Here is a 13756-nt window from a genome sequence, read left to right as displayed (position 1 = left end):
CCCCGCGAAGCATCCAACACGGTGCATGGCACGGGCTTCGCCCGTGTTCGCGGGACAAGCCCGCTCCCACAGTCCAATTGCGCTAGATTCTAGAAATTGAGCAGGCCAGTTGTTTCCCCAGGTACTGCATCAGCCTCAAGCCTGCGGGGTTGGACCTGTGGGAGCGGGCTTGCCCCGCGAAGCATCCAACACGGTGGATGGCACCGGCTGCGCCGGTGTTCGCGGCTAAAGCCGCTCCCACAGGGATTGCGCTAGATTCTAGAAATTGAGTAAGACAGGTGCCCCACAGGATGGTCGATTTCCTGTGGGGGCGGCCCCGGCGATCTAGAAGCTGACCGAAGCCGAAAGCCGAGCGGTACGCGGTGCACCCTGGAACAGGTAGTTATCCCCCAGGTAATCCCCTACATCGCGCCAGTAACGCTTGTCGAACACGTTATCCACCGTCAGCCGCAGCACCGTGTCATAACCACCGACCCGCGTGCGGTAGCGGCTACCCAGATCGAACACGGTATACCCGCCAACCTCCACATTACCCGCTTGGCTCGCATACTTGCTGGCGCTGTACCGCACTCCGCCCAGCAGCGCCAGGCCCGTTACTGGCAAGCTGTATTCGGCGTGCAACGCCGCGCGGAACCGGGGCACATTGATTGCCTGGTGGCCTTCATAGTCATCGGTACCGCTGTTCTGCACCCGCGCCCGAATGGCTGCCGCACTGGCCTGTACCTGCAGCTTCGGGGTCACCCAGCCGCTGGCGCCCAGTTCCAGCCCGGTGTTCTTTTGCTGGCCTTGCTGCACGTAGGTGAAGGTGCCGGCACCCTCTGGCCGCGCGTACTGGTAAGCCTGGCGAATCTGAAACAACGCGGCGCTCAGGGTCAGGCCCTGCCAGTCGTGCTTGATGCCCAGTTCCAGCTGGTGTGAAGTGGTAGGCGCGAGGATCTGCGCAGCATTGCTGGCGAACCAGGGCGCAGTGCCGCCAGCCGACAGCCCTTTGGAGTAGCTGGCATACACGGTGGTATCCGCCTGCGGCTTGTAGATGAGCGCAGCATTGGGCAGCAATTCGTACTGACGGGTATGGCGGCCAGCAACACCGTTCTCGTCCCAGGTCTTTTCGTCCAGGCGCACTTCACGGGCGCCCAGCACGGTCTGCCAGTGCTCGTTGAGGCTGATGCGATCACTGACGAACAGGCCATACTGCCGGCTGTCCAGGCGTCGCTCGCTGGCGCCGACCGGCTTGTCAGACGGGGCGAGGGGCGGGGCCCCGGTGTAGATGTTGCCGGTGCCTAGCCATTCGTTGTAGTACGGGCGCTGGTCCAGCGTGCGGCGCTGCGCACTGCTGCCCACGGTCAGTTCATGGCCCACCCCCAGCGCATCGAAGCGCCCGTTGAGCATGGCCTGTGCCTCGTCGGTGCGGCGGGTGTCGTCAGGGCTGCGGAAATCGTAGATGTCGTAGTCGCCATTGCTGCCGAAGAACGCGCCTTCGCTCGAACCCCAGGCGAACGAACTGTAGTCATCGATCACCACCTTGCTGCGCGACGCGCTCAGGGTGCCGGTCCAGGCCTCGTTGAAGCGGTACTCGAAGCGCCCACCCAGGTTCAGCGAGTCGTTCTGCACCGGCTTGGCCCAATGCTGATAGGCCAGACGGTCACTGGGGTCGATGCCATGGGGCAGTTCGGTGCCGCCGAGCAGTTGGTAACCTGGCACCGAGCCTTGTTCGCGGTGCTGGTATTCGGCGTCCAGTTGCAAGGTGGCGTCCGCACTGATCTGCCAGTCGAAGGCCAGCGAGGCGAAGTCGCGCTTGCCGTCTGCATGGTCCACATAAGAGCGGATGTCCTCATGGGCCAGGTTGGCGCGCAGGCCAAACTGCCTTTCGCTACCGAACCAGCCACCCAGGTCGGTGGCCAGGTAGCGTTCGCCCTGTTCGTTGGTCGATAGGGTGATGCTGCGCACGTCTTCGGCGCGCTTGGTCACGTAGTTGATCAGGCCGCCCGGCTCTGACACACCGCTCTGCAGCCCGGACAGGCCCTTGAGCAGTTCCACCTGCTGCTTGTTTTCCAGGGCAACATTCTGCTCGCCGGCGATAGTCTGGCCGTTGATGCGGTAGCTGCTGGCAGCGTTCAGCTCGAAACCGCGCACGTTGAAGTTTTCGTAGTAGCCGATGGGTGCATAGCTTTCGCCGACCGAGGCGTCGCTTTGCAGCACTTCGCTGAGCTTGCGTACCTGGCGGTCTTCCAGCAGTTGCTGGCCGAACACGCTGACCGAGGCCGGGGTGTCGAGCAGCGGCGCGGGCTGGAAACCGGCCACTGTGGCCTGGCGCGCCTGGTAACCGTCGTTGGCGTAGGTGTCGGAAACCTGCACCGGGTCAAGGAGCACGCTGTCTTCGGCAAGCACATGGGGGCAATGCAGGGCCAGGCCCAGGCTGAGCAGGCTCAGGGGCAGGCGGGGGTGAACCGGGGGCATGCGGTGGGGCTCCTGGAGGCGCGGCACAGGCCATGAAAAAAGGCGGCATCTTACCAGCCGCCTTCAACATAAAACGATCCAGGCCTGGCGATATTCAGTCAGCCTGCCCTGACTGGCCGCTTATGCTGGCGCCAGTTGTCATCGATCTTCGACCAGGTCTTGCCATCAGTAACGGCCATCAGCTTGCGGCCGTCCTTGAAGGTGGCCAGGAAGGTCGCTTCTTCTTCCTTGCCGCCCAGCCACAGCCCGGCCAGCAACCCTACCGGCCCGGCCACCAGTGCGCCAGCCACGCCCCAGCCCAGGGCAGTGCCCAGGCTGCGGTTGGATTCCAGGCTGGCCAGGCGCAGGTCGCTGATACGTGCCAGGGAAATCCGCTCGCCCGGGGACGGGCTGCGCGGGGTCTTGAGTGTGAGCGATCCATTGCGATACTCGCCTTCACCTTGCAAGAAATCGCCGGATTGAACCGTGAGTCTTGTCATAAAATCGTCCTGTCAGGTATTGGCATTTGACCAGGGCCTACTGAGCGCTGCCGGGGCAGGCAAGTCAACGCCAAGGCGACGGAGGGTAGTGCGGTATGTTGTCACCCTGGCTGATGCGGGCGCGCTCGCGAATCACGGCGACGACTTTCAGGCTACCTGCAAGGCGTTCTTGCGCTTGCGCTCGGCCAACCCCCAGGCCAGCAACGCCAAGGCTCCAATCACCAATCCCGCCACCACAATGCCCATCCAGCCCTGGCGCTGGAACAGCTGCGTGCCCAGCAGCGACCCCAGCGCCCCGCCAATGAAGTAGCAGGTGATATACCCGGCATTCAGTCGCGTACGTGCTTCTGGTCGTAAGGCAATCACCGCATTCTGGTTGCTCACATGCACCAGTTGCACCGCCAGGTCGAGCATCAGCACGCCCAGCAGCAAGGCCAGCAGCGACTGTTCGGCAAACCCCAGCGGCACCCACGACAGCAGCAATACCACCAGGCCAACGGTGGTGCCCAGTGAACCCTTGCCGCGGTCGGCCAGGCGCCCGGCCCAGTTGGCCGACAGCGCACCCGCGGCACCGGCCAGGCCAAACAGGCCGATCACGGCATCCGAGTAGTGGTAGGGGCCCTTTGCCAGCAGGAATGCCAGCGGTGTCCAGAACAACGCGAACAGGCTGAACGCCAGCAGCCCCAGCAGCGAGCGCAGGCGCAGTACCGGCTCTTCGAGGAACAGCCGAAACACCGAGCCGATCAGGGCCGGATACTTCAGCCCGGCATGGCTGTGGTGCTGCGGCAGGCTGCGGTACAGCGCCACGGCAGTGATCCCCATCAGCACAGCGGCCAGCACGTAGATGCTGCGCCAGCCGCCCAGCTCGGCCATGAAGCCGGCAGCGGTGCGCGCCAGCAGGATACCCAGCAGCAGGCCGCTCATCAGCGTGCCAACCGCCCGCCCGCGCTGATGCGGTTCACTCAGGGTCGCGGCCATCGGCACGAGAATTTGCGCCACCACCGAGAACAGCCCGGTCAGCGCCGTGCCAAGGATCAGCCAGGGCAGGCTGGGTGCGCAGGCGCTGATGACCAGGCCAACGGTGGAAATGACGGTCATCACGGTGATCAGCCGGCGCTGCTCGAACAGATCGCCTAGCGGTGCCAGCAGCAACAGGCCGGCGCCGTAGCTGAGCTGCGCGGCAATCACGATGCTGCCGGCGCTGGCGGTGCTCAGGCCGAACTGTTGGGCGATGCTGTGCAACAGCGGTTGGGCGTAGTAGTTGCTGGCCACCGCCAGGCCGGTGGCGGTTGCCATCAGCAGGATCAGGGCGCGGCTGAGGGGGGTGTTCATTAGGTTCTCGTGGCGGCAGGAGTGAGTGGGGGGTAATTATCAGGAAGTGTCAGGGATGACGCCAATGTAGCGTTTTCAATTTATCCCTCTTGAAAGCGGATAGATCGATGGTGGCGCGCCGGCTGCCAGGGCCTTTCTGAGTGAGGTAACGGGTGAGCCCGCGCAAGCGTCTCGGGTAAACCCGCCCCACAGGCTCACTGCAGCCCTGGACCTGTGGGGGCCTGTGGGAGCGGGCTTGCCCGCGAAAGGGCCGGTACAGGCAGCCCGTCAATCAGGCTGCAAACCCACCATCCACAGTCAGGCTGGCCCCTGTGATATAGCCAGCCTCCGGCCCCGCCAGGTAAGCCACAAAGCTGGCGATCTCATCCGCCTCGCCATACCGCCCGATCGCCATCAGCGGAATCAGGCTTTCGGCAAACTCGCCGCTGGCCGGGTTCATGTCGGTGTCCACCGGCCCTGGCTGCACGTTGTTCACGGTAATGCCCTGCGGCCCCAGGTCACGCGCCATGCCGCGGGTCAGGCCAACCAGCGCCGACTTGCTCATGGCATAAGGCGCGCCACCGGCGAACGGCATGCGCTCGGCGTTGGTGCTGCCAATGTTGATGATGCGCCCGCCTTGGCCCATGTAGCGTGCAGCGGCCTGGCTGGCGACGAACACGCTGCGCACGTTCACCGCCAGGGTACGGTCGAAATCGGCGAGGTCGAATTCGGTCAGTGGTGCCACCGCCAGTACGCCAGCGTTGTTGACCAGGATATCCAGCCGGCCGAAGGCCTTTACGGTGTCATCCACGGCCAGTTGTACGGCGGCGGCGTCGGCGCTGTCGGCGCGCAGGGCCAGGGCCTTGCCGCCGTTTTCGTTGATTTCCCGTGCCAGCTCCTCTGCCGGACCGGCAGAACTGACATAGGTGAAGCCCACCTGTGCGCCTTCGCGTGCCAGGCGCCGCACGATGGCCGCACCAATACCGCGGGAACCGCCCTGTACCAGGGCCACTTTGCCTTCGAGTGTAAGTTGCTTGGACATGCTGATCTCCTGCTGGAAGCCAGGCCGAAATGCCTTGGATGGGCGCAGTATCGGCGCTCGATTACCTGCTGATAAGATGGCAATCACTATCAGCAGAGTAAACCTTTGGTTGCCAATCATGGCCATGGAATCGTTCAACGCGTTGGAATGCTTCATCCGCAGTGCCGAGGTCGGCAGCTTCGCCGAGGCTGCCAGGCGCTTGCGCATTACCCCCGCCGCCGTGGGCAAGCATGTTGCCCAGTTGGAGTCGCGCCTGGGCGTGCGGTTGTTCCAGCGTAGTACGCGCAAGCTGACCTTGACCGAGGCGGGGCAGCGTTTTCTGGGTGAAGTCAGTGACAGCTTCCGCACCATCCAGTACGCCGTGGCCAACCTGGCCAGCGCCGAAGGGCAGCCGGCCGGGCTGCTGCGGGTGAGTATGGGCACGGTGTTCGGGCGTTTGTATGTGTTGCCTCTGCTGGGTGAGTTCTTGCGCCGCTACCCGGCGATTACCCCGGACTGGCATTTTGACAACCGCCAGGTCGACCTGATCGGCCAAGGCTTCGATGCGGCGATCGGGGGTGGTTTCGAGCTGCCGCCGGGGGTCGTCGCGCGCAAGCTGACACCGGCCCACCGGGTATTGGTGGCGGCACCGTCGTACCTGCAGCGGCATGCGCAGATTGAAGACCCGCAGGTGTTGCAGCGGCATGACGGCATCCTGATTCGCTCACCCCAGACCGGGCGGGTGCGTTCGTGGCCGTTGACCAGCCGCTGGCAGGCGCAGCAGCCGCTACAGTTACGCCAGGCGATGACCATGAGCGATTCGGATGCCGCGTGTGCGGTGGCCGAGCAGGGGCTGGGGATTGCGCTGGTGAGCCTGCCGTTTGCAGTGCCCTATTTGCAGGGCGGGCGGCTCCAGCGGGTACTGCCGGACTGGTATGTGGACGATGGGCATATCAGCCTGTATTTCGCCGAGCACAAGCTGATGCCCGGCAAGACCCGGGCGTTTATCGATTTTGTGGTGGAGCAGTTTGCCGAGCAGGGGCTGGCGGGGCGGTTCGATGCCTTGCAGGCCCTTTAGCGAATTATTGCCAGTGCCGACCCTTTCGCGGGCCCGCCCGCTTCCACAGGGATATCACAGCCCTGAAGACAGTGGGGGCCTTGTGGGAGCGGGCGTGCCCGCGAAGAGGCCGGTTCAGGCAGCATCAACAATGAACAGTATCTGCATCCCGAGGCTCACCTCGTCGTCGACCCGCTTGCCCAGCAACAGCTGCCCCAGCGGTGAACGAGGGGTAATTACCGTGACCAGCTCGTCGCCGTCACCAATCTTCAACCCCGCTGCCTCGGGCCCCAGGAACACTCGGCGTCGCTCGCCAGCTTCATCCTCCAGCGTCACCAGGTTGCTCACCTGCACCCCGCGCGCAGGGTCGTAGGCGCGCAGCAGCAGTTGCTGGTAAATCAGCACCGCCTGGCGTATCTCGGCACTGCGCCGCGCCTGGCCGGTGGCCAGGTAGGAGGCTTCCAGGCCCAGGGTGTCGTATTTGTTCTCGGCGATGTTTTCTTCCGCGGTGGCAGCTTCGTAGGCGGTTTGCGCCGCCCGGGTCAGCACGTCCAGGTCATGCTCGAGGGTGGCGACGATCTGCGCCAGCAGGTGGGGCTTGTCCATGGTCAGTAACAGAACTCCAGCACGTTGGCCTGGCTTTTGTCAGTGGGTGCAGTGCGGTTCTGTTGCAGCCAGAACTGGCACTTGGGGTTGTTGAGGTTGCGCGGGTTGCCTTGGGCTGCCTCGGCGGCTTGCTGCTGTTCCTGTTTGTGCAGGATGTGTTGGTAGCGTTCGAACATCTCCGCTTGCGCATCCTGCGGCTGCGCCACTGGCGTTGCCGGTTTTACCAGGGCTGGCGCCACAGCCTGGGCAATGGGCGCTACCTGGGCGGGCCACAGTTGCAGGGCCAGCCACAGGCTCAGGGCGATGGCCACGGCGCCAAGCCAGAGGCCGAAGGCAACACACAGGACCAACTGCAGCGGCTTCAGGGTGATCTTCAGTTCACGGGTGCGGCGCATGGCAACCTCCTTGGCAGGGTGGGGCAGGGTGCATTGTCGCATGCTGTCGGGCAGAATCCGCGTTTTTCCGCAGGTAAAGGGGAGCGGCGCATGAAAGCCACCTGGGACATCTTCTGCAGCGTCGTCGACAACTACGGCGATATCGGCGTTACCTGGCGCCTGGCCCGCCAGCTGGTGGCCGAGCATGGCCTGGCGGTGCGCCTGTGGGTGGATGACCTGAACGCCTTCACGCCCATGTGCCCCGGCGCCGATGCCGCTGCCGCGCAGCAATGGCAGCAAGGTGTGGAGGTGCGGCAGTGGCCGGCGGCGTGGCTGCCGGTGGCGCCTGCCGACGTGGTGATCGGTGCCTTTGCCTGCCAGTTGCCCAACGCCTATGTCGAGGCCATGCGTGCCTGCCCGCGGCCGCCGCTGTGGCTCAACCTTGAATACCTCAGTGCCGAGGACTGGGTGGAAGGCTGCCATGGCCTGCCTTCGCCGCAGCCCAATGGCCTGCGCAAGGTGTTTTTCTTCCCCGGCTTTACCGATAAAACCGGTGGCCTGCTGCGTGAGGGTGAGCTGCTGGCCCGGCGTGACGCGTTCCAGCACTCGGCCGATGCACGGCAGGCGTTTCTGCAAGGCTTGGGCGTAAGCCCCGAGCACGGGGCATTGCTGATTTCGTTGTTCGCTTATGAAAACCCACAATTGGCCAACTGGCTCGATGCCTTGGCCTCAGGGGATCAACCTTGTCACCTCCTGGTGCCGCAAGGCCGTATCGTCGCCGGCCTCAGCCAGTGGCTTGGCGAGGCGCCATTGCAAGTGGGGGATGTGCGCAAGCGCGGTACCCTGACCGTACAGGTGCTGCCTTTCGTCAGCCAGGATGACTTCGACCGGTTGCTGTGGAGCTGCGATTTCAACGCGGTGCGTGGCGAAGACTCCTTTGTGCGTGCGCAATGGGCCGCGCAGCCGATGCTGTGGCATATCTACGTGCAGGACGAGAACGCCCACTGGGAAAAGCTCGAAGCGTTCCTGGCGCATTATCGACGGGGTTTGTCAGGCGATGCCGACGCCGCACTCATGGGCCTGTGGCGCGCCTGGAACATGGATTCGGACATGGCCCAGGCCTGGCAGGCGGCCCGCCAGCATTGGCCGCAACTGCAGCAACATGCCCGGCTTTGGGCCGCGCGACAGGCCGCTCAGCCGGACCTTGCCATGACGCTGGTACAGTTTTACCGAAATTGGCTATGATATGCGGCCTCGATTTTTATAAATCCATCCAGATTCGGATACTTCGTAATGAAAACTGGTAAAGAACTGAAACCCGGTACCGTACTGCGGATCGACAACGACCCGTGGCTGGTTCAAAAAGCTGAGTTCACCAAGTCGGGCCGTAACAGCGCGATCATGAAGACCAAGCTGAAGAACCTGCTGACCGGCTACAAGACCGAAACCGTATACGGTGCGGACGACAAGCTGGACGACGTGATCCTGGATCGCAAAGAAGCGACCCTGTCGTTCATCAATGGTGACGAGTACACCTTCATGGACACCACCGACTACACCATGTACGAGCTGAACGCCGAAGACATCGAAGCCGTTCTGCCGTACATCGAAGAAGGCATGGAAGACGTCTGCGAAGCCGTGTTCTTCGAAGGCCGCCTGGTATCGGTTGAACTGCCGACCACCATCAGCCGTAAAGTTGTCTACACCGAGAACGCTGCTCGCGGTGACACCTCCGGCAAAGTCATGAAGCCTGCCAAGCTGGCGAACGGTACCGAGATTTCGGTTGCCGACTTCATCCAGATCGACGAGTGGATCGACATCGACACTCGCGACAACAGCTTCAAAGGCCGTTCCAAGAAGTAATTCTTCTTGCAATGCCCACAAAAAAACCCGGCCTCGCCGGGTTTTTTTGTGCCTGAGGTGAAGCCAATACTCAACGCTCCCACTCAAGCAAGCGCAAGCCTTCGCGGCTTAAACGGTTACGTGCAGGCGCACATCCACATTACCGCGGGTGGCATTGGAATACGGGCAAACCTGATGCGCCTTTTCCACCAGCCCTTTGGCATCGGCCTCGACCAGGCCCGGCAGGCTGATGTGCAGGTCGATGTCCAGGCTGAAACCGCCCGGGATCTGGCCGATGCCGACCTTGGCGGTGATCGAGGCATCTGCCGGCAGGGCTTTCTTCTCTTGCCCGGCCACGAACTTCAAGGCGCCGATGAAGCAGGCCGAGTAACCGGCGGCGAACAGCTGCTCGGGGTTGGTGCCGTCACCGCCTGCACCGCCCAGCTCTTTGGGGGTGCTGAGCTTGACTTCCAGCTTGCCGTCGCTGGAGCGGGATTTACCGTCGCGCCCACCGGTGGAGGTAGCTTCTGCGATGTACAGCGGAGTCACCTTTTGCATCTTGAGCCTCGCTAATGTGCTGTGCGCTCCCGTCTGCAGGGAGGCGCGGGTTGGTGTGGGATTTAAATTAGCGCGCAATTAGTTAGCGCGCAAGATAAATTTTCACCTTCTGGCCGAGCGGCCATTGCCCAGCATAGTCATCAGAGGTTTTTTTGCAGGCTTTCGCGCAGCTTCAGCAAGTCGGCCTGCAATTGCTGCAACTGTTCAAGGCTGCGTCCGCTGGCCTTGAGGATGCATTGCGGCACTTCCCTGGCTTGTTGCTGCAGCGCACGGCCCTTGTCGGTCAGTTGCACCAGCACCACCCGTTCGTCTTCGCGGCTGCGGTTGCGTTGCAGCAGGCCTTCGCTTTCCAGGCGTTTGAGCAGCGGGGTGAGCGAGCCCGGGTCAGTCAGCAGGTGTTGGCTGATCTCACCCACAGTCAGGCCGTCGCGCTCCCAGAGCACGAGCATGGCCAAGTACTGGGGGTAAGTCAGCCCCAGTGCCTGCAACAGCGGTTTGTAGACCTTGGTCATCAGCAACGAGGTGGAATGCAGGGCAAAGCAGACCTGGTTGTCCAGCAGCAGCTCGTCACAGGAAACTTGGGTGTCGGCGTTCATGCAGGTCCTTGAAAGTGATCAAAGGGAAATTCTGGCATGCTGATCATTAGTGCGTGTGTAGCTCACGCAGTTCATTGCGCAAGGCCAGGTCCCAAGGTGGAATCGGGCTGAAGCGGCTCTTGAGGAATTCGAGCAGCAAACGGCTGCGAGAGTTCGTTTCATGTTCCAGGCGTAGTGCATAGATGCCACTGGTCTCGGCTTTGGGCAGGCCGCCGTCGCAAAACAACGGCACCAGCTCGCCACGTAGCAGGTATTCGCTGATCAGCCAGGTGGGCAGGTGAGCTATACCCAGGCCGGCGAGAGCGCCGAACAGCAAGGTTTCGGCGTTGTTGGCGGCCATGCGCATGCGCGTGGGTCGGTACAGCCGGGTTTGCCCGGCCACGTTGAAGCGCCAGGCGAACGGTGGCGCCAGGCCATCCCAGTCCAGCCCATCGTGCCCGGGCAATTCGCTGGGGCAGGTGGGGATGCCACGGCTGGCCAGGTAGGCCGGGCTGGCGCAGGCGATGCGCACCATGTAGGCCAGCGGCGTAGCGACCAGGCGGGTATCTGCCAACGGGCCAGCGCGCAGCACCAGATCGACCTCGCCGAGGTGGCTGCCATGCAGGTCGACGAAGCTGTCGATCAGGCGCAGTTGCACGTCCAGGCCCGGGTAGGCCACCAGAAAGTCGGCGATGGCCGGGGCCAGGTGGCGGCGGCCGAACGCGGCGGGCGCGTCGATGCGGATCAACCCCTCCGGGGCATTGCTCAACGATACCGCCTCGGCGCGCGCCAGGCGCAGTTCCTCGATGATGCGCCTGGCCCGCTCGGCAAAGGCGTTGCCTGCCGGTGTGGCACGCACGGCATGGGTACTGCGGGTGAACAGCCGGCTGCCGACTGCGCTTTCCAGGTTGTCGATGCGCCGGGCCACGGCAGAGGGCGTCAGCGGATGGCGGCGGGCGGCGGCAGAAAAACTGCCGGTTTCCAGCACGTCGAGGAACAGGCTCAACTGATCGGTCAGGGTATCGGGGCTCATGGCTGCCTGGCTTTTGCGAAAAACGCATAGCCATTGTGCGCTGCTGTGCGTTTCCCCGCCAGCGTACAATCGTTAGCATGCTCGCATTATTTGTACAGGCGGACGAGGCCCTGATGATCGAGTGGTTGTTGTATATCGTGCTGGGCGCAGCCCTGGGCACCATGGGGGGCTTGTTCGGCATTGGCGGTGGGCTGATCGCGATTCCGGCGTTGGGCGTGCTTTTTGGTCTGGACCAGCAATTGGCGCAGGGTACGGCGCTGGTGATGGTGGTGCCGAATGTGCTGCTGGCGCTGTGGCGCTATCACCAGCGCAACCGCATCGAGCTGCGCCATGCCGTGCCGCTGTCGCTGTGCAGCTTTGTGTTTGCCTGGCTGGGGTCTATCTGGGCGGTGGGGCTGGATGCGCATTCCATGCGCCTGGGCTTTGTCGGCTTCCTGGTAGCCCTGGCGGTGTGGAATGTGGCGCGCATGTTCATGAAGGCGGCGCCGGCCAGTGCCGAGATGCGCTATGCCTGGCCGTGGCTGGGTGTGCTTGGCAGCTTTGCCGGCACTATGGGCGGCTTGTTCGGGGTGGGCGGGGCGGTGGTCGCTACGCCGATCCTGACCAGCGTATTTGGCACGACGCAGGTGGTGGCGCAAGGCCTTTCGTTGGCGCTGGCGGCACCCAGTACGCTGGTCACCCTGGTGACGTATGGGGCGCATCACAGTGTTGACTGGGGTGTAGGGCTGCCTTTGGCGGTGGGTGGCTTGCTCAGTATCAGCTGGGGGGTGAAATTGGCCCATGCGTTGCCCGAGAAGGTGTTGCGCGCGATGTTCTGCGTGTTTTTGGTGGTGTGCGCGGTCATGCTCGGTTTTGAGCTTTGAATGTGTGGGGCCGCTTTGCGGCCCATTCGCAGCACAAGGCTGCCCCTGCAGGTGATGGGGTGCGTTTGGCCTACTGGAAACCTTCAATGATGTAATCGGCCATGCAGTCGGTAATTGGCGAGGGGTTATGCGTACTGCGCACCAGCATCACATTGGCCATGGGCAACTGCGGCAAGCCTTCGCTTTCGCCCAGAATCCGAATGTTCCCGCCAATCAGGCTCTGCAACTGCGCCGTCACCGCCAACCCCGCCGTAACGATGGCAAAGATCGCTGCCAGGCTGGGGCTGGTGTAGGCAATGCGGTAGTCGATGCCCTGAGCCTCCAGCGCATTGCAGGTCCAGGCGCGGCAGAAACAGTCGGTATTGAACAGTGCCACCGGCATCGGCCGTTGCTCCTGGGGGCAGAAGCCTTCGGCGGCAGCCCACACCAAGCGCTCCTGGCGCAGCAACTGGCCGATTTCGTTGCCAGGCTCGCGGGTGACGATGGTCAAGTCCAGGTCCTGGCGCAGCATCAGCTGCTTGGACGAGTCGCAATGCACTTCCACCTGTATCAGCGGGTATGCCTGGGCAAAGCTCGACAGGATGCTGGGCAGAAAGCGCATGGCATAGTCGTCTGGCGTGCCGATGCGCACCAGCCCGACCATGTGCGGCATGCGCAGGGTATTGAACACTTCGCCATGCAGCTTGAGGATGCGCCTGGCATAGCCCAGCAGCACCTGGCCTTCGGCCGTCAGCCGGACCTGGCGGCCGTCGCGTTCGAACAGCCGGCGCTGCAGAATATCTTCTTCCAGCCGTTTCATCTGCATGCTCACCGCCGACTGGGTGCGGTTGACCACTTCGCCGGCGCGGGTAAAGCCACCTTGCTCGGCGATGGCGACGAAGGTACGCAGCACGTCCGCATCGAGGCTCTGATAAAGGGACATTGCATCAATCTCCGAGATGCATCGCATCAGAAACATTCGTTGGATTGATCTTAAGCCTGGCGTGAAACTGAGGCCATCAACACGGAGGGCTTCACGATGAAAGGTCATGTCAGCAGCATCCAGCAACCTGCCTTTACCCTGAACCACCTGTGGCATGCGACCCTGCAGCGCCTTGCGCGCTGGCTGCAGCTGTACCGCCAACGGCAGGAACTGGCCCGCCTCAGTGATGCGACCCTGCACGATCTGGGATTGAGCCGGGCGGATATCCAGCAAGAAGCCGACCGGCATTTCTGGGATGACCCACTACGTAAGTAACGCCAGGTCTGGCGACCGTTTTTGCTTTGCCGCTGCCGCTGCCGCTGCCGCTGCTATTGCTTTTGCTTTTGCTTTTGCTTTTAAGCGCGCGATAGTTCAGGCGACACAGATTGCGACTTCAGTAGGCCGAGCGAAGGGCATGCGGAGGGAGGTGACGGGCATGGATGCCCGTCAAGCGCTGAGGCCCCATGGATGGGGCCTTCGGCGCGTACTCCCGGGAGCATGCCCGTAGCGAGGGGACCCCGGAGCGTAGCGTAGGGGCCGGATGATGGGAGCCAGCGTTTTTTGGTTACTTTTTGTCGCGTTTGACAAAAAGTGACCCGCCGTAAGGGCGGAAAGGTGA

15 protein-coding genes are annotated in these 13756 nt (G+C 63.0%); 5 read left to right on the top strand and 10 right to left on the bottom strand.

Annotated features, from left to right (window positions below):
* Positions 1 to 324 precede the first annotated feature (324 nt).
* The 4 genes from E8E68_RS24085 to E8E68_RS24070 form a co-directional block, all read right to left on the bottom strand.
* Positions 325 to 2457 (bottom strand): TonB-dependent siderophore receptor, encoded by a 2133-nt coding sequence (locus E8E68_RS24085; protein WP_280345562.1) that lies wholly within the window; start codon positions 2455 to 2457, stop codon positions 325 to 327.
* A 98-nt stretch (positions 2458 to 2555) separates the two neighbouring features.
* Positions 2556 to 2936, bottom strand: a complete 381-nt coding sequence (locus E8E68_RS24080) for a hypothetical protein (protein WP_110748421.1) — start codon at positions 2934 to 2936, stop codon at positions 2556 to 2558.
* A 147-nt stretch (positions 2937 to 3083) separates the two neighbouring features.
* A complete protein-coding gene (locus E8E68_RS24075) occupies positions 3084 to 4268 on the bottom strand; it encodes an MFS transporter (RefSeq protein ID WP_266032750.1) in 1185 nt (394 codons plus the stop codon).
* A gap of 271 nt (positions 4269 to 4539) precedes the next feature.
* Positions 4540 to 5289, bottom strand: a complete 750-nt coding sequence (locus E8E68_RS24070; RefSeq protein ID WP_266032753.1) for a 3-oxoacyl-ACP reductase family protein — start codon at positions 5287 to 5289, stop codon at positions 4540 to 4542.
* Positions 5290 to 5407: 118 nt separating this feature from the next.
* Between E8E68_RS24070 and E8E68_RS24065 the strand changes: the two genes are divergently transcribed.
* Positions 5408 to 6346 (top strand): LysR family transcriptional regulator, encoded by a 939-nt coding sequence (locus tag E8E68_RS24065; protein WP_266032756.1) that lies wholly within the window; start codon positions 5408 to 5410, stop codon positions 6344 to 6346.
* 114 nt (positions 6347 to 6460) lie between these two features.
* Here E8E68_RS24065 and E8E68_RS24060 read toward each other — a convergent pair whose 3' ends face one another.
* The gene (locus E8E68_RS24060) at positions 6461 to 6931 is read right to left on the bottom strand and encodes a transcription elongation factor GreAB (protein ID WP_266032759.1); all 471 of its coding nucleotides are present in this window, start codon (positions 6929 to 6931) and stop codon (positions 6461 to 6463) included.
* A 2-nt stretch (positions 6932 to 6933) separates the two neighbouring features.
* Complete coding sequence (locus tag E8E68_RS24055) at positions 6934 to 7326, bottom strand: hypothetical protein (RefSeq protein WP_280345555.1); 393 nt, start codon at positions 7324 to 7326, stop codon at positions 6934 to 6936.
* A 90-nt stretch (positions 7327 to 7416) separates the two neighbouring features.
* Here E8E68_RS24055 and earP point away from each other — a divergent pair, with 90 nt between their 5' ends.
* Positions 7417 to 8550: an elongation factor P maturation arginine rhamnosyltransferase EarP gene (gene earP / locus E8E68_RS24050; protein ID WP_280345552.1), complete on the top strand. Its 1134-nt coding sequence runs from the start codon at positions 7417 to 7419 to the stop codon at positions 8548 to 8550.
* Between the two features lie 48 nt (positions 8551 to 8598).
* Positions 8599 to 9168, top strand: coding sequence for an elongation factor P (gene efp / locus E8E68_RS24045; protein ID WP_003252871.1), 570 nt, complete (start codon positions 8599 to 8601; stop codon positions 9166 to 9168).
* A 108-nt stretch (positions 9169 to 9276) separates the two neighbouring features.
* Here the strand turns inward: efp and E8E68_RS24040 are convergent, their stop codons facing one another.
* The 3 genes from E8E68_RS24040 to E8E68_RS24030 form a co-directional block, all read right to left on the bottom strand.
* Positions 9277 to 9705 (bottom strand): organic hydroperoxide resistance protein, encoded by a 429-nt coding sequence (locus E8E68_RS24040; RefSeq protein ID WP_280345547.1) that lies wholly within the window; start codon positions 9703 to 9705, stop codon positions 9277 to 9279.
* 140 nt (positions 9706 to 9845) lie between these two features.
* A complete protein-coding gene (locus E8E68_RS24035) occupies positions 9846 to 10301 on the bottom strand; it encodes a MarR family transcriptional regulator (protein WP_110748399.1) in 456 nt (151 codons plus the stop codon).
* A gap of 46 nt (positions 10302 to 10347) precedes the next feature.
* A complete protein-coding gene (locus tag E8E68_RS24030) occupies positions 10348 to 11313 on the bottom strand; it encodes a LysR family transcriptional regulator (RefSeq protein ID WP_266032766.1) in 966 nt (321 codons plus the stop codon).
* 113 nt (positions 11314 to 11426) lie between these two features.
* Here E8E68_RS24030 and E8E68_RS24025 point away from each other — a divergent pair, with 113 nt between their 5' ends.
* The gene (locus E8E68_RS24025; RefSeq protein WP_110748391.1) at positions 11427 to 12176 is read left to right on the top strand and encodes a sulfite exporter TauE/SafE family protein; all 750 of its coding nucleotides are present in this window, start codon (positions 11427 to 11429) and stop codon (positions 12174 to 12176) included.
* 70 nt (positions 12177 to 12246) lie between these two features.
* On the opposite strand, the gene E8E68_RS24020 is transcribed toward E8E68_RS24025, so the two are convergent.
* Complete coding sequence (locus E8E68_RS24020; protein ID WP_110748387.1) at positions 12247 to 13098, bottom strand: LysR substrate-binding domain-containing protein; 852 nt, start codon at positions 13096 to 13098, stop codon at positions 12247 to 12249.
* Positions 13099 to 13194: 96 nt separating this feature from the next.
* On the opposite strand from E8E68_RS24020, the gene E8E68_RS24015 reads away from it, so the two are divergent.
* Positions 13195 to 13413: a DUF1127 domain-containing protein gene (locus E8E68_RS24015; protein ID WP_110748384.1), complete on the top strand. Its 219-nt coding sequence runs from the start codon at positions 13195 to 13197 to the stop codon at positions 13411 to 13413.
* Positions 13414 to 13756 lie beyond the last annotated feature (343 nt).

It is taken from the genome of Pseudomonas sp. BN607, assembly GCF_029871175.1.
Classification (GTDB): Bacteria; Pseudomonadota; Gammaproteobacteria; order Pseudomonadales; family Pseudomonadaceae; genus Aquipseudomonas.
This window is presented reverse-complemented; position numbering and strand designations above follow the sequence as displayed.

Coding starts and splice junctions, on each gene's coding strand:
- E8E68_RS24025 (WP_110748391.1), top strand. CDS start 11,427: ATGATCGAGTGGTTGTTGTATATCGTGCTGGGCGCAGCCCTGGGCACC.
- earP (WP_280345552.1), top strand. CDS start 7,417: ATGAAAGCCACCTGGGACATCTTCTGCAGCGTCGTCGACAACTACGGC.
- E8E68_RS24035 (WP_110748399.1), bottom strand. CDS start 10,301: ATGAACGCCGACACCCAAGTTTCCTGTGACGAGCTGCTGCTGGACAAC.
- E8E68_RS24080 (WP_110748421.1), bottom strand. CDS start 2,936: ATGACAAGACTCACGGTTCAATCCGGCGATTTCTTGCAAGGTGAAGGC.
- E8E68_RS24085 (WP_280345562.1), bottom strand. CDS start 2,457: ATGCCCCCGGTTCACCCCCGCCTGCCCCTGAGCCTGCTCAGCCTGGGC.
- E8E68_RS24015 (WP_110748384.1), top strand. CDS start 13,195: ATGAAAGGTCATGTCAGCAGCATCCAGCAACCTGCCTTTACCCTGAAC.
- E8E68_RS24065 (WP_266032756.1), top strand. CDS start 5,408: ATGGCCATGGAATCGTTCAACGCGTTGGAATGCTTCATCCGCAGTGCC.
- E8E68_RS24040 (WP_280345547.1), bottom strand. CDS start 9,705: ATGCAAAAGGTGACTCCGCTGTACATCGCAGAAGCTACCTCCACCGGT.
- E8E68_RS24075 (WP_266032750.1), bottom strand. CDS start 4,268: ATGAACACCCCCCTCAGCCGCGCCCTGATCCTGCTGATGGCAACCGCC.
- E8E68_RS24060 (WP_266032759.1), bottom strand. CDS start 6,931: ATGGACAAGCCCCACCTGCTGGCGCAGATCGTCGCCACCCTCGAGCAT.
- E8E68_RS24030 (WP_266032766.1), bottom strand. CDS start 11,313: ATGAGCCCCGATACCCTGACCGATCAGTTGAGCCTGTTCCTCGACGTG.
- E8E68_RS24055 (WP_280345555.1), bottom strand. CDS start 7,326: ATGCGCCGCACCCGTGAACTGAAGATCACCCTGAAGCCGCTGCAGTTG.
- E8E68_RS24070 (WP_266032753.1), bottom strand. CDS start 5,289: ATGTCCAAGCAACTTACACTCGAAGGCAAAGTGGCCCTGGTACAGGGC.
- E8E68_RS24020 (WP_110748387.1), bottom strand. CDS start 13,098: ATGTCCCTTTATCAGAGCCTCGATGCGGACGTGCTGCGTACCTTCGTC.
- efp (WP_003252871.1), top strand. CDS start 8,599: ATGAAAACTGGTAAAGAACTGAAACCCGGTACCGTACTGCGGATCGAC.